Genomic DNA, 23,119 nt, shown 5'->3' with positions numbered 1-23,119 from the left:
GGAATGACTATGCACCCTCCCATAGACAGCTCGGCCTCCGCGGACCTGAACTCGCACGCGGCCATGGTGCTGCTTGTTGACGATCAGGTCATGGTGGGCGAGGCAATCCGGCGGGCGCTGGCCACGGAAGGGAACATTGATTTTCACTATTGCTCGGACCCCTACAAGGCGCTGACGGTAGCGATTCAAACGCGGCCCACCGTCATTCTGCAAGACCTGGTGCTGCCGGGCGTGGACGGCTTGAGCCTCGTGCAGGAATACCGCAACCATCCGGTCACGCGCGATATCCCCATCATCGTGCTGTCCACCAAGGAAGACCCCGCCATCAAGAGCGCCGCCTTTGCGGCGGGCGCCAACGATTACCTGGTGAAGCTGCCCGATTCCATTGAGCTGGTGGCGCGCATTCGCTACCACTCGCGTTCGTATCTGGCGCTGGTGCAACGCGACGAGGCCTATCAAGCACTGCGTCAAAGCCAGCAGCAGCTGCTGGAAAGCAATATGGAATTGCGCCGGCTGACCAATTCCGACGGGCTTACTGGCTTGGGCAACCGCCGTTATTTCGACGAATACCTCAACGCGGAATGGATGCGCGCGCGCCGCGATGGCCGCGAGATCAGCATGCTGATGATCGATGTCGACCACTTCAAGGCCTACAACGACACCTATGGCCACATCGCAGGCGACGAAGCGTTGAAGCGCGTCGCCAACACGATCTTCGCCAGCTGCGACCGTTCAACAGATTTGGCGGCACGCTTTGGCGGCGAAGAGTTTGCGCTGGTGTTGCCCGGCACGCCGGCCGGCAGCGCGCGTTTGGCGGCCGAGAAGCTGCGCCGCGCGGTGGAAGCCATGCAGATTCCGCAGAAAGACACGGGCTCTGGCCCGTGGCTGACCGTCAGCATCGGCACGGCGACGGCCATTCCGGCTGAGGCGCAACCTTGCACCGATCTGATCCAAGTGGCTGACCGCGGCCTTTATCAGGCCAAGCGCCTGGGCCGCAACCGTGTCGTGCCAGGGCAGATACCGGCGGCGACGGAATAAGCCGCAGTGCAGCGCCAGCTGCGGCGCTGGCATGGCCGGCACTACCGCTGTGGCATGGCCGACGTTACAGATGCAGCTTGGTCGATGACTTCACTTCGTGCATCGACAGCGTGCTGAGCAGTTCCTTCACGCCAGGCAAGGTGCGCAAGCGGTTGCGCACAAATTCCGAATACGCATCGAAGTCGCGCGCCACGATGTGCAGCAGGTAATCGTGCTGCCCGGTTGTGTTGTGGCAGGCCAGCACTTCGGGCATGGCGGCTATTGCCGCTTCGAAGGCGTGGCACAACTTTTCGGTGTGGTTTTCCAGCGAGATGCTGACGAACGCCACCACCCCCATGCCTAGCGCGCGGCGGTCCAGAATGGCCTGATAGCCGCGGATGACGCCCGAGGTCTCCAGCCGTTTCAACCTTTTCCAGCAAGGCGAGGCCGACAGCGATACGCGCTCGGCCAGTTCCGCATTGCTCAACCGCCCATCTTCTTGAAGGATTTTCATGATTTTCCAATCGATCGCGTCAAGTTGATGTAACAAGGCAGTGTCTTTCATAAATTCGTTCTGGTGGGAAATAACGTTTCACATTATCGCGGTCTTGTGGACGATTTGGAAAGAAAATTGGCCTGGCCTGCGCCCATACTGCAATACATTCCGAGGCGGCCGGCGCTATTGTCAAACCCTGTGAGACGCGCCTGCCCGATCGGCTGGACCCCCAGAGAAAGAGGCACACCATGACGTATTCGACTTATCACAAGAAAGATATTTTCGGCCGGCCCCTGCATGCGGAAACGCAGATGATGTCTTACGGCTACGACCCGTTCCTGTCGGAAGGCGCGGTCAAGCCGCCGGTATTCCTGACGTCGACGTTTGCGTTCCGGTCGGCCGAAGATGGCGCGGAATTCTTTGATCTGGTGTCGGGCCGCAAGCCCTTGCCGCAGGGCGAAACGGCGGGTCTGGTGTATAGCCGTTTCAACCATCCCAACCTGGAAATCGTTGAAGACCGGCTGGCGTTGCTGGATGGTTCGGAAGCGGCCGCCGTGACGGCAAGCGGCATGGCGGCGATCAGCGCGGTATTGATGGCGTTCCTGCGCCCTGGCGATCAACTGGTGCAGTCGTTGCCCTTGTATGGCGGCACTGAAACGCTGATTGCCAAGATCTTTCCGGAATGGGGGATTGGCTCGCATCCCATCCAGGATGGCTTGTCGCCCAAACACATGCGCGCCGCGCTGGAAGCGGCCGCCGCCAAAGGCCCGGTGCGCGTTTTCTATGTGGAAACGCCCGCCAACCCCACCAACGCGCTGATCGATTTCGAAGCCATGAAGAACGAGCTGGACGCCTTCGAGACGCGTCACGGCTATCGCCCGGTCTCGGTGTGCGACAACACGCTGCTGGGCCCGATCTTCCAGAAGCCTGCCGAGCACGGCGTGGACTTGTCGGTCTATTCGCTGACGAAGTATGTGGGCGGCCACAGTGACCTGGTGGCGGGCGCAGTCACGGGTTCGAAGGAGCTGATCAAGAAGGTGCGCGGTATCCGCAGCGCGTTTGGCTCGCAGCTGGACCCGCATTCGTGCTGGATGATCACGCGGTCAATGGAAACCGTGGTGCTGCGGATGAAGCAGGCGGCGCGCACGGCGACCAAGGTGGCGCAGTGGCTGGCCGGCAATCCGTATGAAAAGGTGCAGATCTTTCACCCCGAGATGATCACCGACCGCACGTATCAAGAGGTCTACAAGCGGCAATGCACGGGGCCGGGTTCCACGTTCGCCTTCGTGGTGGAAGGCGGCCGCGAGCGCGCGTTCCGCCTGATCAATGCGTTGCATCTGTTCAAGTCGGCGGTCAGCCTGGGCGGCACGGAATCGCTGGTGTGCCACCCGGCGTCCACCACGCACTCGGGCGTGCCAGCGGCCGAGCGCGATGCGGCGGGCGTGTCAGAAGGGCTGATTCGCATCTCGATCGGGCTGGAGCACGAGGAAGACCTGATCGCCGACATGGACCACGCCTTCCGCGGGCGCTGACGGGCGCGGCGCTTATGTGGCCGGGGTGGAAGCCTAGGCTGACGTGACAGCCGAAGCCGGAGCCGGAGCCGACGCTGAAGCCGACGCTGAAGCCGAAGCCGAAGCCGAAGCCGAAGCCGAAGCCGAAGCTGACGCCGAAGCCGACGCCGCCGCCGCCGACGCCGCCGCCGAAGCCGGATTTTGTGCCGACCCCGACCCCGACCCCGGCGCCGGCTGCCGTGAGCGGTTCAGCAGCACGAACCCCGCGGTGGCCAGCAGCATCACCGTCGCCGTGGCGATGACGGCGGCGTAGCCGGTGTCGAATGCCGTCTTGGCCACATGCGTCAGCGCGGCGGCCAGATCGGCTGGCAGGCTTTCCGCCACGATCAGCGCGTCGTCCAGGCTGTCGCGCACGATGCCGTCCACGCCTTCTGGCACGGCAAGCGTTTGCGCGTAGACGCCGGTCAGGATCGAGCCCATCAGCGTGACGCCCAACGCGCCGCCCAGCTCGTAAGACACCTCTTCAATTGACGCCGCCATGCCCGCGCGTTCCGGCGTGGCGCTTTGCATGATGGAGCTGGAGGCCGCCGTCATGGTGGCGCCAATGCCCACGCCCAGCACGCTCAGGCTGATCATCTGCGGCATGACGCTGCCGTCATAGCTCAGCAGATAGCCGCCCATGCCGGCGCCCGCTACGGCCAGCGCCACGAACATCAGGCGCGGTCCACGTATGTATCCCAGCAGCCAGCCCGCCAGCGGGCCCGCCACGAAGGCGGCCAGCGGCAAGGGCAGGATGAACAGCGCGGCTTCAATCGGCGACATGCCCATCACCAGTTGCAGGCGCTGGCTGAATACGAGCTCCATGCCGAACAAGGCGGCGCCCGCAAACAGCGCGGCGGCCACGCCCGAACTGAAGGTGGCGTTGCGGAAGATGGAAAAGTCGATCAGCGGATACGGGCGGCTGCGCTGGCGGCGCACGAACCAGGTCAGCATCGCCACGCCCGCCACGCAGCCCACACCAGCATGCAGCCAAGAGGTTGTCGCTTTGCCCAGCTCTTTCAGCGCGTAGGCGCACAAGATCAGGCCCACCATGACTTGCAGCGAACCCACCAAGTCCCAGGGGCGTTCGGCGTTCGGACGGCTGGCGGGAATGAAGCGCCAGGCCAGCGGCAGCGCCAGCAGCACGATGGGCACGTTGATGAGGAACACCGAACCCCACCAGAAATGCTCCAGCAGCACGCCGCCAATGACCGGCCCCAGCGCCGCGCCGCCCGAGGCGACCGAGGCCCAGATGCCGATGGCCACCGAGCGTTCGCGCTCGTTGGCGAAGGTAAGGCGGATGATGGACAGCGTGGCCGGCATCATCATGGCCGCGCCCAACGCCAGCAGCACGCGCGCGGCGATCAAGGCGGCGGCGCCGGGTGAATAGGCGGCAGCCAGCGAGGCCACGCCGAACACGGCCAGCCCCATCATGAACAGGCGCTTGTGGCCCAGGCGGTCGCCCAGGGTGCCCATGCCCAGCAACAGGCCGGACACCACCAAGGCGTACACGTTCACGATCCACAGCTTGGCCGACGCCGAGACCCCCAAATCATGCGTGAGACGGGGCAGGGCGGTGTACAGCACCGTCATGTCCACCACGATCAACAACAAGGCGATGGACACAATGCCCAGCACCAGCCAACGGCGCGGATCGGCCGTGGCGACAGCGTTCGAATGAGTCCGCTGCATAGTTCTACTCCTTGAATTCCACAACCGGCGGGCGCTGGAAGATGTGCTCTCCAGCAGGCCCACCGGTTGCAAGGCCGCATTATCTATCTGGTTTGTTGCCGTAAAAAGTTTGATTCCATCTATAAAATAGATGGATAAAAGGAGGCTTTATGCAATGGACCCTGGATCAAATCCGGCATTTCGTCGCGGCGGCGGACGCCGGTTCGTTCTCGGCGGCTGCCCGCAGCCTGGGCCGAGCGCAGTCGGCCGTCAGCACCTCGGTGGGCTTGCTGGAAGCGGATTTGGGCGTGGAATTGTTCGACCGCTCGCGCCGAAACGCCACGCTGACCCCTGCGGGCGAAGTGCTGCTGCAAGAGGCGCGCGAGCTGCTGCGCCAGGCAGGCGGGCTGGACCAGCGGGCGTTGTCGTTTGCGGCGGGGCAAGATGCGCGGCTGTCGATTGCGCTGGATGAAGCCTTGCCGTATCAGGTGCTGGGCGCGCTGGTGCGGGAGCTGGCCGAGCGCTTTCCCGCCCTGGAATTGACGCAGCTGAACGGTACCGCGACCGAAGTGGCCGACTACGTGCAGCAAGGCCGCGCCAGCATCGCTTTTCATTTTGACCGGGGCGACCCGGGCAGCGCGTTCGCGCACCGGTACTTGGGCAATGTGGCGCAAGCGGTGTTCGTGGCGGCGCGGCACCCGTTGGCGGCGCTGGCCGAGGTCACGCGTACCGACCTTGCGCATTACCGGCAACTGGTGATGCAGATGGATGGGGTGGACGACGTGGTGCTGAGCCCCACGGTATGGCGCACCGACAGCTTCTACAGCATCGCCGGCATGGTGGCCGACGGTCTGGGCTGGGCGATTCTGCCGTTGAACATTGCCGAGTACGAGAGCTTTCGCACAACGCTTGCGCGGGTGCCGTGCGCGGGCCTGGCGCTGCCGATGCTGTCTGTGCGAACGCTATGGCTGCAAGGCGCAACGCCCAGCGCCACTGAGCTTTGGTTGCAGCAGCGCATGGGGCAGTTGCTGCGGGCGTGAGGGATCAGGAAGACTGAAACGGGACAACGAAAGCGGGACAACGAAAGCGGGACAACGAAAGCAGGACAACGAAAGCAGGACAACGAAAGCAGGACAACGAAAGCGGGCGATCAGCTCAGCAACGCGGTGACCAGATCGCCGCCCGCCTGGCTGTCGTCGGTGAAGTTCAGCGCCGTCTGCACGTGTTCCAGGTGTTCGTCCATCAACGCGCAGGCGCGTTCCGTATCGCCCGCGCGGGCGGCTTCGATGAAGGCGTGGTGCTCTTGCGACGAGCAACTGGCGTCGTGCGAGCTTTGGTACAGCACGGTGATGACGGCGCTGCGCGCGGACAGCTCGCGCAGCATGCCCGTCAGCACGGAATTGCCCACGGCTTCCGCCAGCAGAATATGGAAATGGCCCAGCAGGTGGTTGCGTTTCTGCACGTCGCCACTTTCCAGCGCCGCGCGTTCTTCGGCCAGATGGGCGTCAATGCGGCGGTAGTCTGCGGCAGTGGCGCGGGCCACGAATTCCTTGGCCAGCGCCGCTTCCAGAATGCGGCGCACGGCGTAGACCTCGCGTGCTTCGTTTGCGTCCGGCTTGCTGACGAAGGCGCCCTTGTCGGGCACGATGTTGATCAGCTTGTCTTTGGACAGCATCAGCAACGCCGCGCGGATCTTCGTGCGGCTGACCTTATAGACGCGCGCCAGCGCTTCTTCGCGTAGCCGGGTGCCGGGGGGCAGCTTGTGGGCCACGATGGCGGCGGCCACTTCGCGGGCGATATCGTCGGCGCTGGGGTCTGGTTGAACTTCCTGGGTCATGGGGCGCGGCAGCGGCTGCCGGGAGGGAAAAACCAATCGGGCAGCCAGTCTATCAAAAAGCCGAACAGGAAAGACAAACATTTTTTGAATACAAATCTTGGATTCAAGCCGGCCTGCCTGCCCCGCGCCCTAGCTGCGGTGAAACGCCGCCGGCTCAAAACGCCCCAGCGCATCCAGCAACTTTGTCCACGCCTGCACCCCATCCCGGATGGACGACAGCCGGAAGAACTCGTTGGGCGCATGCACGTCTTCGTCGGGAAGATTGAAGCCAAACATCAGGGTGTCGATGCCCAGCATCTCTTTGAACACAGACGTGATAGGCACGCTGGCGCCTAGCCGCACATGAATCGGCTTGGGGCCGCCGGGCGATTGCAGCACGGCTTCGGCGGCCGTCACCAAGGGGTGGCAGGCGGCAAGCGTGGCGGCAGGCGAGCCGGCATTCATCGCCACCACCTCCAGGCCGACGCCGGCCGGGCAATGGCGTTGCAGATGCGTCAGCACCGACTGAATCACGTGTGCCGGGTCCTGGCCTTCGACGATCCGCACGGTCAGTTTGGCCTGGGCTTCACACGGGATGATGGTCTTGGTGCCTGCGCCGGTGTAGCCGCCCCACATGCCGTTCACGTCCAGCGCGGGGCGCAAGGTGATGCGTTCGCGCGGGCGGTGGCCGGGCTCGCCATGGGACGCGCCGCCCACATCGGTAAAGAAGGCGGCTTCGTCATAGGGAAAGGCGGCGGTGTCCTGGCGCTGGCGGGGCGTGGGCGGTTCGGCGCCGTCGTGAAAACCCGCCACGGCGACGCTGCCGTCGTCTGCGTGCAGCGAGGCCAGCAGGGTCGCCATCTCATGCAGTGCGTTCCGGACGCCGCCGCCATAACGGCCGGAATGCAGGTCTTTGGCGGCGGTCCGCAGCTTGATTTCCAGCGCCGCATGTCCGCGCGCGCCAGTGTTGATGGTGGGCGTCTGGGCGCTGGCGCGGCCGCCGTCGGCGGACAGCACGGCGTCTGCCGTCAGCAGGCTGCGGTAGCGGTCAATCAACGGGCGCAGAGTGGGGCTGCCTGTTTCCTCTTCGCCTTCGATGAAGACCTTGATGTTGACCGGGCAAGCGCGCAGCGTCGCCAGGTAGGCGAACACCACTTCCAGCGCCACCGTGGTGGACCCTTTGACATCAGACGTGCCGCGCCCGTAGAGGCGGTCGCCGTCTTGCGTGGGTTCAAAGGGGGGCGTGCGCCAGAGTTCGACGGGGTCGGCGGGCTGGACGTCGTAGTGGCCATAAATCAGCAACGTGGGCCGGCCGGGCGCGCCCATCCATTCGCCATACACCGCGGCTTCGCCGCCGCCATCCAGCAACTGCACCTGTTGCAGGCCTTCCGCGCGCAGCCTCTCGCACAGAAAGCGGCGGGCGTCTTCCATGGAGCCGGCGTAGGCCGGGTCGGCGCTGACGCTGGGAATGCGCAGAAAGGTTTTCAGCCACGCTTCGATCTGCGGCTGGCGGGCGGCCAGGTGGGTCAACACCGGGTCAAGGGGATCGGTCATTGAAGTTTCCTGTGGGGGAAAAGGGCGGGGAGGGGCGCGAGGAGATGCGCGCGGAGAAGCGCGAGGAGAAGCGCGAGGAGATGCGCGTGGAGAAGCGCTTGGCGCAGCGCGGGGAGGACGATTGCGAACTCACTCGCCGCGAAAGCCGCTGCGCTGCACCAGCTCGGCCAGCTCGGCGGTCTGCTGGGCGTAGAACGCCTGGCCTTCGGCCAGCGTCTGGGGCGCGAACAGAATCTTGCCCTGCGCTTCCAACGTCTTGCGCGCGGCGGGGTCGCGCAGCGAGGCCTGCACGGCGGCATGCAGTTTCTGCACCACGTCGGCGGGCGTGCCTTGCTTGACCAGATACGCCGTCCAGATGGTGTAGTTGAAGTCTTTGAGCGTCGTGCTTTCCTGCACGCTGGGCACATCGGGCAACGCCGCCAGCCGTTCGCGGTTCAGCGTGCCGATGATCTTCAGCCGGCCTTCCCGGCGCAGGTCTTCGTAGTTGGCTTGGTACGGCATGATGGCGAAGTCGATCTGGCCGCCAGCCATGTCCGTGATCAGCGGCGCGCCGCCGCGATACGGGATGTGCGTCAGCGTGATGCCGGTGCGAGCAGCCAGCGCCGCCGTGATCAGGTGAATCATCGAGCCCGCGCCGCCCGAGCCATAGGTCAGCGGCACGTGGCGCTGGCGGGCCATGGCGATCAGCTCGTCGACATTGGCCGCGCCCAGATCGGCGCGCGTCACCACCACGTAGGGCGAGGTGGCCACGGGCGCCACAAACTGAAAGTCTTCGGGCTTGTACGTTACGGCCTTGTTCGTCAGCCCCGCCAGAATCAACTCGTTGGGCGAACCCTGAAAGAGCAGATAGCCGTCGGGCTTGGCGTTCAACACGCGGTTGGCGCCCAGCGCGCCATTGGCGCCGCCCAGGTTTTCAACCACCACCTGCGCGCCTAGCGCCTGTGAAATCGGCCCTTGCACGGCGCGCGCCGTGATGTCGCTGGCCGCGCCCGCCGGGTAAGGCACCAGCAGCGAGACGGGGCGGGCGGGATAAGCCTGCGCGTAGGTGGGGGCGGGCAGGCTCAAGGCCGTCAACAACGCAACGGCGGCGGTCATCAGATTCTTTTTCATGGCATTCCCCTTTGATAGATCCGAGTGCTGGAAGGGATGCTAGAAGCCGCCGTTTCATCTGTCCAATCGATTGATTGGCTGATTACAATGCGTTTTTTGCATGATTGGGTTATTCAAGCGGTCTTCGCAAGCGCGTTTTGCACGCGATTTGCAGACGCGTTTTGACTACAAGGACGCCAAGCACCATGAACTTGTCGCAACTTGCGCACCTGTTGGCGCTGCTGGAAACCGGGTCGTTCACCCGGGCCGCCGAATCGCTGCACTTGTCGCAACCGGCGTTCAGCCGCAGCATCCAGTTGCTGGAAGGCGAGCTGGGCGCGTCGCTGGTGGACCGCATCGGCAAGCGCAACGAGCCCACGCCGCTGGGCCGTTTGGTGGGGCAGCGGGCGCGTCGCGTGCTGGCGGAAGTGGAAGAAATTCGCCGCGAAGCCGAGATGCTGGCCCAGGGCGAAACAGGCGCGATCCGGCTGGGGCTGGGGGCGGCGCCCAGCGCATTGCTGAGCGTGCCTGTGATGCAGCATCTGCTGGATCAGTATCCGAAGCTGCGTGTGAAGCTGTCACGCGGGCCAACGGAATCGTTGTTGGTGAGCCTGCGTGAGCGCGTGCTGGACGCCTTGATCGTGCACATCCGCACGCTGGACAACGAAGAAGACCTGGAGGTGGCCCCGATGCCCGCGCTGGCCTCGGGCTTCGTGTGCCGGCCGGGCCATCCCTTGCTGGCGTCACGCCAGGCTGCGCTGACCGACGTCTTGCGTTACCCCGTCGTGTCCACCGGCCTCAGCCCAGAAATCCGCCGCCGGCTGGCCGCCGCCGCCGCACCCGCCGGCTTTGAATTGCACATGGAGTGCGAAGACATTTCCTACCTGTTCGATATCGTCGAACGCTCGGACGCCGTCTTCCTGGGCGTGCTGGCCTCGGCGCGCACGCAGGCTGATGCCGGCAGGCTGGTGCGCCTGCCGCCACCACCTGGCTTCGATATCCAGGCGCACTTTGCTTTCGTGACCTTGCGTGGCCGCAGCATCAGCCCGGCCACGCGCATCACGCGGGAAGTCTGCTTCCAGACCATTCAGCAAGCGGCGGGCGAGTCCCCGCTTTAGCTTCCGCCTTAGCCTCTGCTTTAGCCTCCGCTTTAGCTTCCGCCTCAGCCTCCGCTTTAGCCTCCGCCTCAGCCCCGGCTCATCCCCGCCTTAGTCCTTCGCCATCAGCCCCAGATACTCAATCAGCCCCTTTTCCTTCACGTACGTCGCCTGCGCCCATTCCTTGTAGTCCTGGCTGTTGCGGTACGCCGGCTGCTGGTTCAGCTGGTTCATGACGTCGATGCTGGCCGGGTCGAACAGCGCTTTCTTGAACGCATCGTGCAGCGTCTTCACGACGGCCGGGTCCATGCCCTTGGGGCCGGCCAAGCCATAAGGCGACGTAGACACAACCTTGTAGCCAAGCTCTTGCGCGGTGGGCACGTCGGGCCAGCGCGTGGTGCGCTTGTCGCCGAAGGTGACCAGCAGGCGCATCTTGCCGGAGTCTACAAACTGATCCCAACCCGTTGCGTCGCTTTGCGCCATGACGTGGCCGCCCAGCAGCGCTTGCTGCATGTCGGCGTTGCCCTTGAACGGCACGTGGTTCAGCTTGACCTTGGCGTTGATGGCGATTTCTTCGATCAGCAAGTGCGGCGACGAGCCGATGCCGGTAGAGCCGTAGTCGATCGTGCCCGGCGCCTTGCGTGCCGCTTCGATGTATTCATTGAAGGTCTTGTACGGCGAGTCCGAGCGCACGGTGAAGCCGAAGGTGTAGCCGGACAAGCCGATGATGAAGCTGAAATCGTTGATCGGGTCCCAGCTGCTTTTCTGCATGTAGGGCATGCGTAGCATGGCCAGCGTGTAGAGCGCGATGGTGTAGCCGTCGGGCTTGGCGGTGCGCGCCATGGTGGCCGTGCCTAGCGTGCCGCCCGCACCGGGACGGTTTTCCACGATGACCGGCTGGCCCAGGTATTTGGACGCGTCCTGCGCCACGATGCGCAGGTGGCGGTCGGTGGAACCGCCTGCGGGGAAGGGCACGATCAGCGTGATGGGTTTGGTGGGAAACGCGGCTTGCGCGCTGGCGGACAGCGGTAGGGCGGCGCCTGCGGCGGCCAGCAGCAGGGCGCCCAGGCAGGCGCGGCGCATAGGCATCTTGGGCATGATGGTTGTCTCCAGGGTGTTGTTATGGTTGGTGTTGAAACGTCATTCGGCTGCCGGCGCGTCGCGTAACGCGACCTTCACCGGCAAGCGCGACAAAGCCTCGCGCAGCTGCTCCTTCAGCGGCGCGGATGCACCCGGCGCCGCTTCGACGGCGACATCCGGTTGCGCATCGGCCAGCACTCGGAAGACATCGCTGTCTTCGAGAAGCCCGGCCGCGTGCAGGGTGCGCGCCACCACGGCCTGTACCGATACAGCGGTGGCCAGGCGGCGCAAATCAGGTTTGTAGATCTTGCCCACGTTGGTCATGGGCATCGCGTCCAGCACGATGACGCGCTTGGGCCGCGCCGGCCCTTCGTCCACGTGCGCGGCGGCATAGGCGACGAGTTCGGCTTCGGTTGCCTGCGCGCCTTCTGCCAGCGTCACGAACGCCACGGGCAGCTCGCCCGCATACGCGTCCGGCGCGCCGACGGCGGCGCACAGTTGCACGGCGGGGTGCGACGCCAACGCGTCTTCGATGGTCTTGGGATCGATGTTGTGGCCGCCGCGAATGATCAGGTCCTTGGCGCGGCCCTGCAAATGCAGCCGGCCTTCGGCGTCCAGGAAACCGACGTCGCCGCTGATCAGCCAGCCGTCTTCGGTGAAGGCGCGCGCGGTGTCGTCGGGGTCGAGAAAGCCCGGGATCACGTTCGGCGCCTTGAACAGCACCATGCCCGCCGTGCCAGCGGGCAAGTCACGCGCGGCTTCGCCCGCCGGGATGTCCAGGCCGACGATGCGCACCTGCACATAGGGCAAGGGGTAGCCCACGCAGTTCACGGGGAATTCCGAGCCGGGCGGGGTGATCGACGAAATGCCCGCCATTTCGGTCATGCCCAGGCTTTCGTTCACATGCAGCCCGAACAGGCGCTTGAAGCGCGCGGCCAATTCGGCGGGCAAGGGCGCGGCGCCCGTGCGGCAGTAGCGCAGCGTCGAGATATCGGCGCCCGCCAGCGGGATGTCGGCCAGCGCCGCCAGAATGGTCGGCACGCCTTGCAAGGACGTCGCGCGGTGCTTCTCAACCAGCCGCCAGTAGTTGCGCAGCACGTCGCGGTTGCGCAGCAGCAAGGTGGTGGGGATGACGGTTTCCACGCCCGCTGACAACGCGGCTAGCGAGGCGGGCAGTACGCCCGCCACATGGAACAAGGGGTAGCCGTTGATGACCACGTCGTCAGGCCCGGCGTTTTGCAATTGCACCGCAGCCCAGGCCGTGAACACCTGGTTGGCGTGGGTGTGTATGGCAAGCTTGGGGGCGCCCGTCGTGCCGCCCGTGTGAAAGTACGCGGCGATGTCGCTTGCGCGGATCACGCGTTCGCTGACCAGGCGGTCGGCCGGTTGCGCCGAACGGTTGGCGTTGAAGTCCAGCGCGTAGTCGGGCAGCGCAGGGCGTTCCGACAGCGGTTCGTCCAGCGGGGCCACGCGCAGCAAGGTCTGCAAGGTGGGCACGCGCTCGCGCAGCCGCAAGGCTTTGGACCACGTGCCGCATTCGGCGTCCGAGCCATAGGCGATCAGCACCTTGGCGCGCGCGGTCGTCATCAGCGACGCGAGCTTGTCTTCCGACAGCAGCGGGTTCAGCGGCTGGACGATGCCAGCGGCTTCACCGCCCCACAACGCCAGGTGATATTCCAGACAGCCGGGCAGCATCACGCCGATGGCGTCGCCCGCGCGCACGCCCAGGTCGTGCAACAGATTGGCGGTCTGGTGGATGCCCGCCAGCAGTTCGCGGTAGCTCCAGTGCAGCGCGTCGTCAGCGGGGTCGGCCGTGCGCAGAAAGGTCAGCGCGGTCTTGTCGCCAAAGGCGGCGGCGGAATTGCGGAAGATCTCGTAAGTGCTTTGCACCGTCAGCGTTTCCGCCAAGGGGCGCGCAGCCAGCCGCTGCACGTCGGCGGCGCTGCGCACCGGGAACGGCGCCGAGAACGGGCGCGACAAGGGCGGGGCGGCGTAGACCAGCGTCATGTCCGTAGCCCTCCGCTTACGCCTGCCCCAGCGCGATGTAGCGGCGCAGGTGGTGGTCTTCGTCGCCCAGTTGGTGGTCGATCATGACAAGGCGCTTGGCGTAATGCGCCAGCGGCAGCTCCCACGTCATGCCGATGCCGCCGTGCAGCTGGATGCTTTCTTCGGCCACCAGCGTGCCGATGCGGCCGATGGTGGTCTTGGCGGCGGACAGCGCGCGTTCGCGGGTGGCGCGGTCAGGGTGGTCAAGGGCGGCGGCGGCGTTGATGACGGCGGATCGCGCTTGTTCGATTTCCAGCAGCACGTCTGCCATGCGGTGTTGCAAGGCCTGGAAGCTGCCGATGGGCGTGCCGAACTGGCGGCGCGTGCGCAGGTATTCCAGCGTGGCGTCGCGCGCGCAATCCATTGCGCCCACGGCTTCCGAGCACAGCGCCAGGATGCCCCGGCCCACGGCGCGTTCCAGCACGGAGTAGCCCGCGCCGGCCTCGCCCAAAAGCGTGTCAGGGCCAAGCTTGACGTTATCGAACGTGAGTTCAGCGGCGCGTCCGCCGTCGATCAGGCCGTAGCCGCGCACCGACAGGCCCGGCGTGCCGGCGCTGACCAGGAACAGGCTGACGCCGGCTTCGTCGTCTTCCGCGCCAGCGCTGCGGGCAGACACCAGGAACAAGTCGGCATGTTCGCCCGCCGTGACGACGGCCTTGGCGCCGTTGATCACCCAACCGTCGCCTGCGCGTTCGGCGCGCGTGCGCACCTGGTTCAGGTCGTAGCCGGAATCGGGTTCGCCCTGCGCCAGCGCGGCGGTAATGCCGCCTGCGATCAAGCCGTCCAGCGCTTCGCGTTGCGCGGGTGTGCCGGCGGCGGCAATGGCGCTGCCGACCATCAGCGCGTCCAGGAAGGGTTCGACCACCAGCCCCCGGCCCAGCGCCTCAAAGACGACCGAGATATCAAAGCCCGCGCCGCCCAGCCCGCCATCGGCTTCGGTAAACAAGGCGCCGATGGCGCCGAGTTCGGCATAGCGGCGCCAGAATTCCACGCTGTAGCCTTGCGGCGATTGCGCGTGGCGTTCGCGGGTGGCGAAGTCGTATTGCTCGCTGACAAAGCGGCGCAGCATGTCTGACAGCATGCGCCGGTCTTCGGTGTGTTCAAAGTTCATGGCCGGCCCTTACAGTCCCAGGATCATCTTCGAGATGATGTTCTTCTGGATTTCATTGGAGCCGCCGAAGATCGACAGCTTGCGGCTGTTGAAGTACTGCGCGGCGGCGCTCTCGGCGCCTTCCGGCCCGATGGGCGGGGCGTCGTAGCCATCGTGCAGCGCTTCCGGCACGAAGGGGCGCGCGTACGGCCCCATGGCGCGGCGTTGCAGCGCCGTGATTTCCTGGCGGATCTGCGTGCCGCGTATCTTCAGCATCGAGCTTTCCGCGCCGGGCGCGCCGCCGCCCGCCACAGCCGCCACCACGCGCAGATTGGTGGTGCGCATGTTGGCCAGTTCGATTTCGACGCGCGCCATGCGGGCCGCAAAATCCGGATCTTCGGCCAGCGGGCGGCCATGCTTTTTCTGCTTGGCGGCCACGGCCTTCAGGCGTTCCAAGGCGGCGGTGGACTGGCCCACGCCCGCGATGTTGGTGCGTTCATAGGTCAGCAGGTACTTGGCGCAAGTCCAGCCGCGGTTCTCTTCGCCCACCAGGTTTTCAACCGGTACGCGCACGTCCGAGAAGAACACTTCGTTGACTTCGTGTTCGCCGTCCAGCGTGATGATCGGGCGCACTTCCACGCCCGGGCTGTTCATGTCGACCAGCAGGAAGCTGATGCCTTCCTGGCGCCGGCCTTCTTGCGAGGTCCGCACCAGGCAGAAAATCATGTTGGCGTACTGGCCCAGCGTGGTCCAGGTTTTCTGGCCGTTGACGATGTAGCTATCGCCATCGCGCACGGCGGTGGTCTTGACGGAGGCCAGGTCGGAACCCGCGCCGGGTTCGGAATAGCCCTGGCACCACCAGTCGCTGCCGTCCAGAATGCGCGGCAGCCAGTGGCTGCGCTGCGCTTCGTTGCCGTACTTGATCAGCACCGGGCCCAGCATGCTCAGCCCGAAGGGCACGACGCGGGGCGCGGCGGCCATCGCGCATTCGTTGTCGAAGATGTATTTCTGCGTGGTGGTCCAGCCGGTGCCGCCGTATTCCACGGGCCAGTGGCTGGCCAGCCAGCCGTGCTGGTTCAGGATGGCGTGCCATTCGACCATGTCGTCACGCGTCAGCAGCTTGCCTTGCGCGACCTTGTCAGACAGGCGCGACGGCAGCTTGGCCGCCAGGAAGGCGCGCACTTCGTCGCGGAAGGCGTTTTCTTCAGGGGTGAATTCCAAGTCCATGTCGGTCCTTAGTAGATTTCAAACAGGCCGGCTGCGCCCATGCCGCCGCCGATGCACATCGTGACGACGGCATAGCGGGCGCCACGGCGGCGGCCTTCGATCAGCACATGGCCTGCCAGGCGCGCGCCGGTCACGCCAAACGGATGGCCCAGCGCAATGGAGCCGCCGTCCACGTTCAGGCGGTCCAGGGGGATGCCCAGCTTTTCCTGGCAATACAGGGCTTGCGACGCAAACGCTTCGTTCAATTCCCAGAGGTCGATGTCTTCGACCTTCAAGCCGTGGCGCGCCAGCAGCTTGGGCACGGCGTAGACGGGGCCGATGCCCATTTCGTCGGGTTCGCATCCGGCGATGGCCAGGCCACGGAACGCGCCCAGCGGGCGGATGCCGGCGCGTTGGGCTTCGGCGGCTTCCATCAGCACGCAGGCCGCCGCGCCGTCTGACAGCTGCGAGGCATTGCCCGCCGTGACGAACTGGCCCTCGCCGCGTACCGGGGCAAGGCCCGCCAGGGCCTCGTAGGTGGTGCCGGGGCGGTTGCAGGTGTCTTTGTCGACCGTGACTTCGCGCTCGCTGACGGCACCGGTGGCGCGGTCAGTGACGGACATGGTGGTGGTGACGGCGATGATCTCTTCGCGGTAGCGGCCGGCGGCTTGGGCGGCTTCGGTGCGGGCCTGGCTAAGCGCTGCGAAGCGGTCTTGCGCTTCGCGGCTGATGCCGTAGCGGGCGGCCACGATGTCCGCCGTTTCGATCATCGGCAGATAGAGCTCGGGTTTGTTGGCGAGTATCCACGGGTCCATGCCGCTGACGCCATCGTCGCGGGTGCGGATTTGCGAGACCAGCTCAACGCCGCCCGCGATGACGGCGGGCGCGCCGTCCATCACGATGCGGCTGGCGGCGGACGCAATGGCTTGCAGGCCCGACGCGCAATAACGGTTGATGGTGGCGCCGCCGACGCTCACCGGCAGGCCGGCGCGGATGACGGCCTGGCGGCCGATGTTGCGGCCCGTGGCGCCTTCGGGGTAGCCGCAGCCGATGAAGGCGTCTTCGATCAGGGCGGGGTCTATGCCGGCGCGGTCAACGGCGGCGCGCACGGCGTGGCCGGCCAGCGTGGGGCCGGCGATCAGGTTGAATTCGCCGCGCCCCGCCTTGGTGATGGGGGTGCGGGCGGTAGAGACGATAACGGCTTCGCGCATGAGGATGTCCGGTAATGAAAAGGTGGGATCAGGCAGCCTGGTTCAAGCTGGCGAAGTTGCAGCCTGATTCAGGCTGGCGAAGTTGCGGCCGGATTCGGCCAGCTGCACGAGCAGCGGCGACGGTTTCCAGAACGCCGGGTCTTCCTTCGCGTAGCTGCGGATGTCGGCCAGCACGCGGTCCAGGCCCACGCTGTCGGCGTAGTGCATCGGGCCGCCGCGATAGCGCGGAAAGCCGTAGCCGGACAGAAACACCACGTCCACGTCCGACGGGCGCAGCGCAATGCCCTGGTGCAGCACGTTGGCGGCTTCGTTGATCATGGCGGCCAGATAGCGGCGCTGGATGTCTTCCTGCGTGAACGGGCGCGGCGTGACGCCCGCGCGGCGGCGTTCTTCGTCGATGATGGCCAGCACTTCCGGGTCGGGCGTGCCAACGCGTGCGCCATCGGCATACAGATAAAAGCCCCGGCCGGTCTTTTGGCCGAACCAGCCGCGTTCGCACAGGCGGTCGGGAATTTGCACGTAGCGCAATGCCGGGTCGCGCGTGGCGGCGCGGCGCTTGCGCGTGGCCCAGCCGATGTCGCCGCCCGCCAAGTCCGCCATTTGATACGGACCCATGGGGTAGCCGAATTCGCGCACCGCTGCGTCGATGTCGTAGGGCGATGCGCCGTCTTCCATCATCATGTCTGCCGCCTGGCGATGCACGGCAAGGATGCGGTTGCCGATAAAGCCGTCGCATACGCCCGCCCGCACGGGCGTCTTGCGCAGCTTACGCGCCAGCTCGAAACCGGTGGCCACCGTTTCGGGCGACGTGTGTTCGCCCACCACGATCTCCAGCAACTTCATGATGTTGGCGGGCGAGAAGAAGTGCAGGCCCAGCACATCGGCCGGCCCGCGCGTGGCCGAGGCGATGCGGTTCACGTCCAGGTAAGACGTGTTGGTGGCGAGCACCGCGCCGGGTTTGGCCACCCGGTCCAGTTGCGCGAAGACGGCCAGCTTCACGTCCATGTCTTCGAACACGGCTTCGATGATCAGGTCGGCGTTGTCCAGGGCGTCGTAGGAAGTGGCGCCCGTCAGCCGCGACAGCCGGGCGTCGCGCTCTTCCTGCGTGATGCGGCCTTTCTTGACGAGCAGGTCGTACACCTGAGCCACGCGCCCGCGGCCACGTTCCAACGCCGCGTCGTCCTGTTCAACCATCACCACCGGCAGCCCCGCGTCCAGCACCGACACGGCGATGCCCGCGCCCATCGTGCCGCCGCCCACCACGCCGATCGTGTCCAGCCGGCGCGGCCGCGCTGCTTTCAGTTCGGGGATCTTGGTGGTTTCGCGTTCCGCAAAAAAGGCATGCACGAGGCCTGCGCGTTGCGGGCTGTCCAGGCATTGCAGGAACAGCGCGCGTTCGGTGCGCAAGCCTTCGTCAAACGGTTGTTCGATGGCGGCGCGCACGGCTTCGACGATCTTCGCGGGCGAATACAGGCCGCGCAGCGTTTTGGCGACGTGTTCGCCGGCCGCCGCGGCTTGCGCCAGCGCGGTGGCCTTGTCGGCCAACGCGGCCGTGGCGTCGCGGCTGCGGCGCGGGCCTGCGCCTTGCGCGAGCAACTGCCGGGTGTAGGCCAGGCCAGCGGCCAGTGCGCTGTCGCCATCACCTTCGCCATCGGCCAGCGTGTCGACCAAGCCGGCCTTCACTGCCGCGTTGGCCGACAGGTGCTTGCCCGACAGCATCAGGTCCAGCGCGGCGGCAGCGCCAATCAGCCGGGGCGTGCGCTGCGTGCCGCCCGCGCCGGGCAGCAAGCCCAGGTTCACTTCAGGCAAGCCCAGCTTGGCGCTGGGCAAGGCCACGCGGTAGTGCGCGGCCAGCGCCACTTCCAGCCCGCCGCCCAGCGCCGCGCCGTGCAGCACGGCCACGACGGGCTTGGCGCTGGCTTCGATCTGATTGCACACGTCGGGCAGGGCGGGGGGCTTGGGCGGTTTGCCGAATTCGCGGATGTCGGCGCCCGCGATGAAGTTCTTGCCTGCGCCGACGAGCAGAATGGCGCGCACTTGCGGGTCGGATTGCGCGGCGTCGATGGCGTGGGCCAGATCGCGGCGCACATCGGCGCTGAGCGCATTGACGGGAGGGTGGTCCAGGGTAATGACCAGGATGTCGTCTTCACGGCGCGCGTGTGCGGCGCCGGCAGTGCTGCTGTCGGTCATGAATGCGTGTCTCCTGTTGGGCGGCCGCCGTCGCGGCGCCTGGCGAGCCGGGAACGGCTCATCTCTTATTTCTTCCAGCTTTTTTCTTCCAGCTCTTATTTCTTTATTCTTTCCCAGTAAAGAACTCTTGACAATGCCATCAAGAATTGACACGGCGGATAAGAAAATTTGACAATCACGCCCAAGGAGACCCCCATGGACACCAAATCCCTGACTTTGCTGGTGGAAATTCTGGATGCCGGCAATTTGAGCGAGGCCGCGCGCCGGCTGAAAATGACGCGCGCCAATGTCAGCTATCACCTGAATCAGCTGGAGCGATCGGTGGGGATGCAGTTGGTGCGGCGCACGACGCGCCACATCGAAGCCACCGAAATCGGCCTGAAGCTGTATCAGCATGGCCGCAGCATTCAAGACGAACTGGTCGCCGCCCGCGAGTCCGTGGAAACCCTGGGCAAGACGCCGCAAGGCCGGGTGCGCTTAAGCGTGCCCAGCGGCTATGGGCAATTCGTGATGACGCCGTGGCTGCTGGAGTTCAAGCAGGCGTATCCCGACATCGTGCTGGACGTACTGTTTGAGAACAGCGTGGACGACCTGCTGCGCGATGAAGTCGATATTGCCGTGCGCATCATGTCCGAGCCGCCACAGAATCTGGTGGCGCGCGAGCTGGGGCAGGTGCGCTATGTGGCTTGCGCGTCCCCGGCGTATGCCGATGCGCACGGGCTGGCGCAACGGCCCGAAGATCTGGCGCAAACCCGGATCATCAGCGCCGCCGTCATTGGCCGGCCCTTGCGGCTGTCGGCCTACTACGGCGGCCAGCCCCGGCAGCATGTGGTGCTGGAACCCACCGTCATCTCGCGCAACTACGCGTTCCTGCGGGACGCGATCCGGGCCGGGCTGGGCGTGGGCGTGGTGCCTGACTACGTGGTGCACGATGACATTGCGCGCGGCGAACTGCTGCCGATGCTGTCGGAATGGCGTTTAAGCATCTTCGGGCGCGGCATGTACATGCTGTACATGCCGAACCGCCATCATCCGCGCGCCATTTCGATGATGATCGAGTTCATTCTGGAACGCGCCCAGCGCGGGCATGAAGGCCAGGCGGGGTTGCTGGCCGTGGCGGGCTGACGGGGGCGGCGAATAGCGGGCGGCTGGCCGAGCCGGGAACGAGACTTGCTGGGCGCATTGAACAATTCAATGCGAGGGCAGGATGGAAAGCATGACGCCGGCGGTCTTGACGCCACACGGGGAGGACGCCGGCAGCCGTGCGTCCGCGCGCAAGGAACAGGCCGCGAAGGACCAGGCGGCCAACGCCGTGGTGCACGAAGACGCGTCCAACGACGAGGCGGGCAAGGACGCGTCCAACGACGAGGCGGGCAAGGAAGACAAAGTCACCGCGCAAGACGTCGGCTTGATCCCCGATATTGCGCCCAACGTCACGCACGTGTGGGCGCGCGGCGCCTGCCTGACCACGCTGACGGTGCTGGCCGTGCTGTTTTCGTTGAAGCTCGCGCAGGAATTCATCGTGCCGGTGGTGATGGCGATTGTCGTGGCCTATGCGCTGGACCCCGCCGTCACGCTGATGGAGCGCGCCCGCTTGCCGCGTGCCGTGGGCATTCTGGTGTTGATGGGGGTGATGGCTATTGGCCTGACCGGGCTGGTCTACGCCACGCAAAGCCAGGTGGGCTCCATCGTGCAGGCGCTGCCTGAAATCTCTGCGAAGTTGTCTCGCACGCTTAGCGGCTTTACCAGCGGGGATGGCTCGATCATGGAACGCGTCAAAGGCGCGGCCAGCGTGCTGCAAGACACTGGCGGCATTGCGCCGGGCCGGCAAGTGGTCGTGGCCAAGTCCGATTCGGGTCTTAGCGACATCCTGCTGTGGGGCTCCAAGGGCCTGGCCGCCTTTCTGGGCCAGGCGACCATGGGCGTGTTCCTGGTGTTTTTCCTGCTGTTGTCCGGCAACGCGTTCAAGCGCAAGTTCGTGAAAGTGGCGGGCAAGACCTTGTCGCAGAAAAAAATCAGCGTGCACATGCTGGACCAGATCAACAGCGCCATTCACCGCTACATGGCGATGATGCTGGTGACAAACCTGGTGCTGGGCCTGTTGTCGTGGGGGGTGTTTCGGCTGTTGGGCCTGGAAAACGCCGCCACCTGGGCCGTGGTGGCTGGCGCGCTGCACATCATTCCGTACTTCGGCCCGCTGCTGACGGCGGTGGCCACTGGCATTGCCGCGCTGGTGCAGTTCGGCGAGCTCGGGCCGGCGCTGGCGGTGGCGGGTAGTTCGGTCGCCATTGCGCTTTTGATCGGCGTGGTGGTCACGACCTGGATGTCTGGCCGCATCGCCCGCATGAACGCGGTGGCGGTGTTCATGATGCTGTTGCTGTTCACCTGGCTGTGGGGCATCTGGGGCACGCTGCTGTCGGTGCCCATTGCGTTCATCGCGAAGGTGGTGGCGGACCACATCGAAGGGCTGGAGGCGGTGTCGGAGTTTCTGGGCGAGTAGGGCGCGGCGATCCGGCTTGATCGCGTACGGAGCGTGAACGTGAATATCGAAGCGGTCTGGTTCCTGCTGATCGGCGCGCTGTTCGCGCTGATGGCGCTGGCCAAGCGTTTCATCGACGCGCTGCCGATGACGGGCGCCATGATCTACCTGGCTGTCGGCTTCCTGATCGGCCCGGCAGGCCTGGGCCTGCTGACCTTGGACGTGTACGACGACCGCCATGCGCTGCGGCTGATCACCGAAGCCGCGCTGCCGGTATCGCTGTTCGCCATCGGCATGCACCTGCGCGTGGCGTGCGGACACACGCTGTGGCGCCTGCCGCTGCGGCTGGCTGCGCCCGCCATGTTGCTGACGATCGGCATGATGACGGTGCTGGGCATGGCCGGCTGGGGCCTGGCGCTGGGGCCGGCAGTGCTGCTGGCGGCGGCGTTGGCGCCCACCGACCCGGTGCTGGCCAATGAACTGCGGCCGCTGGAAGCTGGCGACGACGACCCGCTGCGCTTTGCCTTGTCGGGCGAGGGCGGGGCGAACGATGGGGCGGCCTTTCCCTTTGTGGTGCTGGGCATTGCCTTGTGCAATGCCGGGCCGGATGGCTTGCTGCACCCCTGGACATTGGCCGCCGAACTCGTCTGGGGCGTGGCCGTGGCCATTGCCATTGGCTGGCTGATGGGCACGCTCAGTGAACGCCTGATCGCCATGTTGCGCATCCGCTTTGGCAATGCGCTGGGGGTGGATGAATTTCTGGCGTTGGGCCTGATTGCGTTGTGCTACGGCGCCACGCTGCTGGCGCATGGCTACGGCTTTCTGGCGGTGTTCTGCGCGGGCGTGGCCTTGCGTCAGCAAGAGCTGCGCGCAACCGGCGGCAGCCAGAACCCGCGCGCCGCGGTTGAGGACGTGACGCCCGCTAAACAGGAGGAAAGCGCGCAAGACCCCAAGCTGGCGCACGCGCATCTGGCTGAATCGATGATGGCGATTTCGGTCGGGCTGGAACGCTTTGTGGAACTGGCGTTGATGCTGATCATCGGCTGCGTGGTGTCGGCGTGCTGGCGCGACCTGCTGGGCGTGATGCCGCTTGTCGTCATCGCCGTGTTGTTCATGGCGGTGCGGCCGGCGAGCGTGCTGCTGTCGCTGGCGGGGTCCACGCTGGACAGGCGCCAACGCGGGCTGGCGGGTTGGCTGGGCATCCGTGGCGTCGGCACGTTCTATTACCTGCTGCTGGCCATGGAGCAAGCGCCGCGCGGCGTGACGCAGAGCCTGGCGCCGGTGCTGCTGGCGGCCATTGTGGGGTCGGTGCTGGTGCATGGCGTGTCGGCGCAACCCTTGCTGCGGCGCTATCACGGTGCGCGTGCGCCGTAATGGCCCGGCGCGGCAAGCGCCTGGGGTCGGGGGGATGGGCGCATTTCAATCGCACCGTCCGCGCGTCTTCTCTTACGCCGATCCGCCTCGCCTGTTGTTATGCTGACGCATCGCCTCGCCGGATATTTCATGCCCGACTCTGCCCGTACCGTT

Annotated in this window: 18 protein-coding genes; 7 read left to right on the top strand and 11 right to left on the bottom strand. The window is 65.8% G+C overall.

Translation table 11 applies throughout. From position 1 onward, the window contains the following. Window positions 1–9 precede the first annotated feature (9 nt). Window positions 10–1,038, top strand: a complete 1,029-nt coding sequence (locus HV765_RS06370) for a response regulator (RefSeq protein WP_175169140.1) — start codon at window positions 10–12, stop codon at window positions 1,036–1,038. A gap of 64 nt (window positions 1,039–1,102) precedes the next feature. Here the strand turns inward: HV765_RS06370 and HV765_RS06365 are convergent, their stop codons facing one another. Continuing rightward, window positions 1,103–1,582, bottom strand: coding sequence for an Lrp/AsnC family transcriptional regulator (locus tag HV765_RS06365; protein ID WP_082386936.1), 480 nt, complete (start codon window positions 1,580–1,582; stop codon window positions 1,103–1,105). A 179-nt stretch (window positions 1,583–1,761) separates the two neighbouring features. On the opposite strand from HV765_RS06365, the gene HV765_RS06360 reads away from it, so the two are divergent. Further along, window positions 1,762–3,045: a cystathionine gamma-synthase family protein gene (locus HV765_RS06360; RefSeq protein WP_054421452.1), complete on the top strand. Its 1,284-nt coding sequence runs from the start codon at window positions 1,762–1,764 to the stop codon at window positions 3,043–3,045. A 33-nt stretch (window positions 3,046–3,078) separates the two neighbouring features. Here the strand turns inward: HV765_RS06360 and HV765_RS06355 are convergent, their stop codons facing one another. After that, window positions 3,079–4,755: an MFS transporter gene (locus tag HV765_RS06355; RefSeq protein ID WP_276529714.1), complete on the bottom strand. Its 1,677-nt coding sequence runs from the start codon at window positions 4,753–4,755 to the stop codon at window positions 3,079–3,081. A gap of 149 nt (window positions 4,756–4,904) precedes the next feature. Between HV765_RS06355 and HV765_RS06350 the strand changes: the two genes are divergently transcribed. Beyond that, window positions 4,905–5,774: a LysR family transcriptional regulator gene (locus tag HV765_RS06350; RefSeq protein ID WP_175169139.1), complete on the top strand. Its 870-nt coding sequence runs from the start codon at window positions 4,905–4,907 to the stop codon at window positions 5,772–5,774. A 110-nt stretch (window positions 5,775–5,884) separates the two neighbouring features. On the opposite strand, the gene HV765_RS06345 is transcribed toward HV765_RS06350, so the two are convergent. The 3 genes from HV765_RS06345 to HV765_RS06335 form a co-directional block, all read right to left on the bottom strand. Next, the gene (locus tag HV765_RS06345) at window positions 5,885–6,571 is read right to left on the bottom strand and encodes a GntR family transcriptional regulator (protein WP_054421454.1); all 687 of its coding nucleotides are present in this window, start codon (window positions 6,569–6,571) and stop codon (window positions 5,885–5,887) included. 129 nt (window positions 6,572–6,700) lie between these two features. Next, a complete protein-coding gene (locus HV765_RS06340) occupies window positions 6,701–8,104 on the bottom strand; it encodes a M20/M25/M40 family metallo-hydrolase (protein WP_175169138.1) in 1,404 nt (467 codons plus the stop codon). Between the two features lie 129 nt (window positions 8,105–8,233). Then, on the bottom strand, window positions 8,234–9,214 hold the full coding sequence (locus HV765_RS06335; RefSeq protein ID WP_175169137.1) for a Bug family tripartite tricarboxylate transporter substrate binding protein: 981 nt from the start codon (window positions 9,212–9,214) through the stop codon (window positions 8,234–8,236). Between the two features lie 185 nt (window positions 9,215–9,399). On the opposite strand from HV765_RS06335, the gene HV765_RS06330 reads away from it, so the two are divergent. Next, complete coding sequence (locus HV765_RS06330; protein WP_175169136.1) at window positions 9,400–10,311, top strand: LysR family transcriptional regulator; 912 nt, start codon at window positions 9,400–9,402, stop codon at window positions 10,309–10,311. Between the two features lie 90 nt (window positions 10,312–10,401). On the opposite strand, the gene HV765_RS06325 is transcribed toward HV765_RS06330, so the two are convergent. Genes HV765_RS06325 through HV765_RS06300 form a run of 6 tightly spaced genes read right to left on the bottom strand, consistent with a single transcriptional unit; the run spans window position 10,402 to window position 19,113 of the window. Next, window positions 10,402–11,388 (bottom strand): tripartite tricarboxylate transporter substrate binding protein, encoded by a 987-nt coding sequence (locus HV765_RS06325; protein WP_054421458.1) that lies wholly within the window; start codon window positions 11,386–11,388, stop codon window positions 10,402–10,404. 42 nt (window positions 11,389–11,430) lie between these two features. Then, window positions 11,431–13,377 carry an acyl-CoA synthetase gene (locus HV765_RS06320; RefSeq protein WP_175169135.1) on the bottom strand — a complete coding sequence of 649 codons (1,947 nt, stop codon included), beginning with the start codon at window positions 13,375–13,377 and terminating at the stop codon, window positions 11,431–11,433. A 16-nt stretch (window positions 13,378–13,393) separates the two neighbouring features. Beyond that, entirely contained in the window at window positions 13,394–14,527 is a 1,134-nt protein-coding gene (locus HV765_RS06315) for an acyl-CoA dehydrogenase family protein (RefSeq protein ID WP_175169134.1), read from the bottom strand. Between the two features lie 9 nt (window positions 14,528–14,536). Next, a complete protein-coding gene (locus tag HV765_RS06310; protein ID WP_175169133.1) occupies window positions 14,537–15,733 on the bottom strand; it encodes an acyl-CoA dehydrogenase family protein in 1,197 nt (398 codons plus the stop codon). Window positions 15,734–15,741: 8 nt separating this feature from the next. Continuing rightward, window positions 15,742–16,923: an acetyl-CoA C-acyltransferase gene (locus HV765_RS06305; protein ID WP_175169132.1), complete on the bottom strand. Its 1,182-nt coding sequence runs from the start codon at window positions 16,921–16,923 to the stop codon at window positions 15,742–15,744. Between the two features lie 42 nt (window positions 16,924–16,965). Continuing rightward, window positions 16,966–19,113, bottom strand: a complete 2,148-nt coding sequence (locus HV765_RS06300) for a 3-hydroxyacyl-CoA dehydrogenase NAD-binding domain-containing protein (protein ID WP_175169131.1) — start codon at window positions 19,111–19,113, stop codon at window positions 16,966–16,968. Between the two features lie 195 nt (window positions 19,114–19,308). Between HV765_RS06300 and HV765_RS06295 the strand changes: the two genes are divergently transcribed. The 3 genes from HV765_RS06295 to HV765_RS06285 all read left to right on the top strand — a co-directional run bounded on the left by HV765_RS06295 (window position 19,309) and on the right by HV765_RS06285 (window position 22,966). Then, on the top strand, window positions 19,309–20,238 hold the full coding sequence (locus HV765_RS06295) for a LysR family transcriptional regulator (RefSeq protein WP_175169130.1): 930 nt from the start codon (window positions 19,309–19,311) through the stop codon (window positions 20,236–20,238). A gap of 91 nt (window positions 20,239–20,329) precedes the next feature. Further along, complete coding sequence (locus HV765_RS06290) at window positions 20,330–21,613, top strand: AI-2E family transporter (RefSeq protein ID WP_175169129.1); 1,284 nt, start codon at window positions 20,330–20,332, stop codon at window positions 21,611–21,613. A gap of 39 nt (window positions 21,614–21,652) precedes the next feature. Further along, window positions 21,653–22,966 (top strand): cation:proton antiporter, encoded by a 1,314-nt coding sequence (locus HV765_RS06285; protein ID WP_175169128.1) that lies wholly within the window; start codon window positions 21,653–21,655, stop codon window positions 22,964–22,966. The last annotated feature ends 153 nt before the right edge of the window (window positions 22,967–23,119 follow it).

The sequence above is a fragment of the Achromobacter kerstersii genome, from assembly GCF_902859595.1.
Lineage (GTDB): Bacteria > Pseudomonadota > Gammaproteobacteria > Burkholderiales > Burkholderiaceae_B > Achromobacter > Achromobacter kerstersii.
This window is presented reverse-complemented; position numbering and strand designations above follow the sequence as displayed.

What these genes read in the sequence shown, in the direction of transcription:
- HV765_RS06290 (WP_175169129.1), top strand. Translation starts at nt 20,330, where the DNA reads ATGACGCCGGCGGTCTTGACGCCACACGGGGAGGACGCCGGCAGCCGT.
- HV765_RS06355 (WP_276529714.1), bottom strand. Translation starts at nt 4,755, where the DNA reads ATGCAGCGGACTCATTCGAACGCTGTCGCCACGGCCGATCCGCGCCGT.
- HV765_RS06330 (WP_175169136.1), top strand. Translation starts at nt 9,400, where the DNA reads ATGAACTTGTCGCAACTTGCGCACCTGTTGGCGCTGCTGGAAACCGGG.
- HV765_RS06370 (WP_175169140.1), top strand. Translation starts at nt 10, where the DNA reads ATGCACCCTCCCATAGACAGCTCGGCCTCCGCGGACCTGAACTCGCAC.
- HV765_RS06320 (WP_175169135.1), bottom strand. Translation starts at nt 13,377, where the DNA reads ATGACGCTGGTCTACGCCGCCCCGCCCTTGTCGCGCCCGTTCTCGGCG.
- HV765_RS06305 (WP_175169132.1), bottom strand. Translation starts at nt 16,923, where the DNA reads ATGCGCGAAGCCGTTATCGTCTCTACCGCCCGCACCCCCATCACCAAG.
- HV765_RS06350 (WP_175169139.1), top strand. Translation starts at nt 4,905, where the DNA reads ATGCAATGGACCCTGGATCAAATCCGGCATTTCGTCGCGGCGGCGGAC.
- HV765_RS06325 (WP_054421458.1), bottom strand. Translation starts at nt 11,388, where the DNA reads ATGCCCAAGATGCCTATGCGCCGCGCCTGCCTGGGCGCCCTGCTGCTG.
- HV765_RS06300 (WP_175169131.1), bottom strand. Translation starts at nt 19,113, where the DNA reads ATGACCGACAGCAGCACTGCCGGCGCCGCACACGCGCGCCGTGAAGAC.
- HV765_RS06335 (WP_175169137.1), bottom strand. Translation starts at nt 9,214, where the DNA reads ATGAAAAAGAATCTGATGACCGCCGCCGTTGCGTTGTTGACGGCCTTG.
- HV765_RS06340 (WP_175169138.1), bottom strand. Translation starts at nt 8,104, where the DNA reads ATGACCGATCCCCTTGACCCGGTGTTGACCCACCTGGCCGCCCGCCAG.
- HV765_RS06295 (WP_175169130.1), top strand. Translation starts at nt 19,309, where the DNA reads ATGGACACCAAATCCCTGACTTTGCTGGTGGAAATTCTGGATGCCGGC.
- HV765_RS06310 (WP_175169133.1), bottom strand. Translation starts at nt 15,733, where the DNA reads ATGGACTTGGAATTCACCCCTGAAGAAAACGCCTTCCGCGACGAAGTG.
- HV765_RS06360 (WP_054421452.1), top strand. Translation starts at nt 1,762, where the DNA reads ATGACGTATTCGACTTATCACAAGAAAGATATTTTCGGCCGGCCCCTG.
- HV765_RS06345 (WP_054421454.1), bottom strand. Translation starts at nt 6,571, where the DNA reads ATGACCCAGGAAGTTCAACCAGACCCCAGCGCCGACGATATCGCCCGC.
- HV765_RS06315 (WP_175169134.1), bottom strand. Translation starts at nt 14,527, where the DNA reads ATGAACTTTGAACACACCGAAGACCGGCGCATGCTGTCAGACATGCTG.
- HV765_RS06365 (WP_082386936.1), bottom strand. Translation starts at nt 1,582, where the DNA reads ATGAAAGACACTGCCTTGTTACATCAACTTGACGCGATCGATTGGAAA.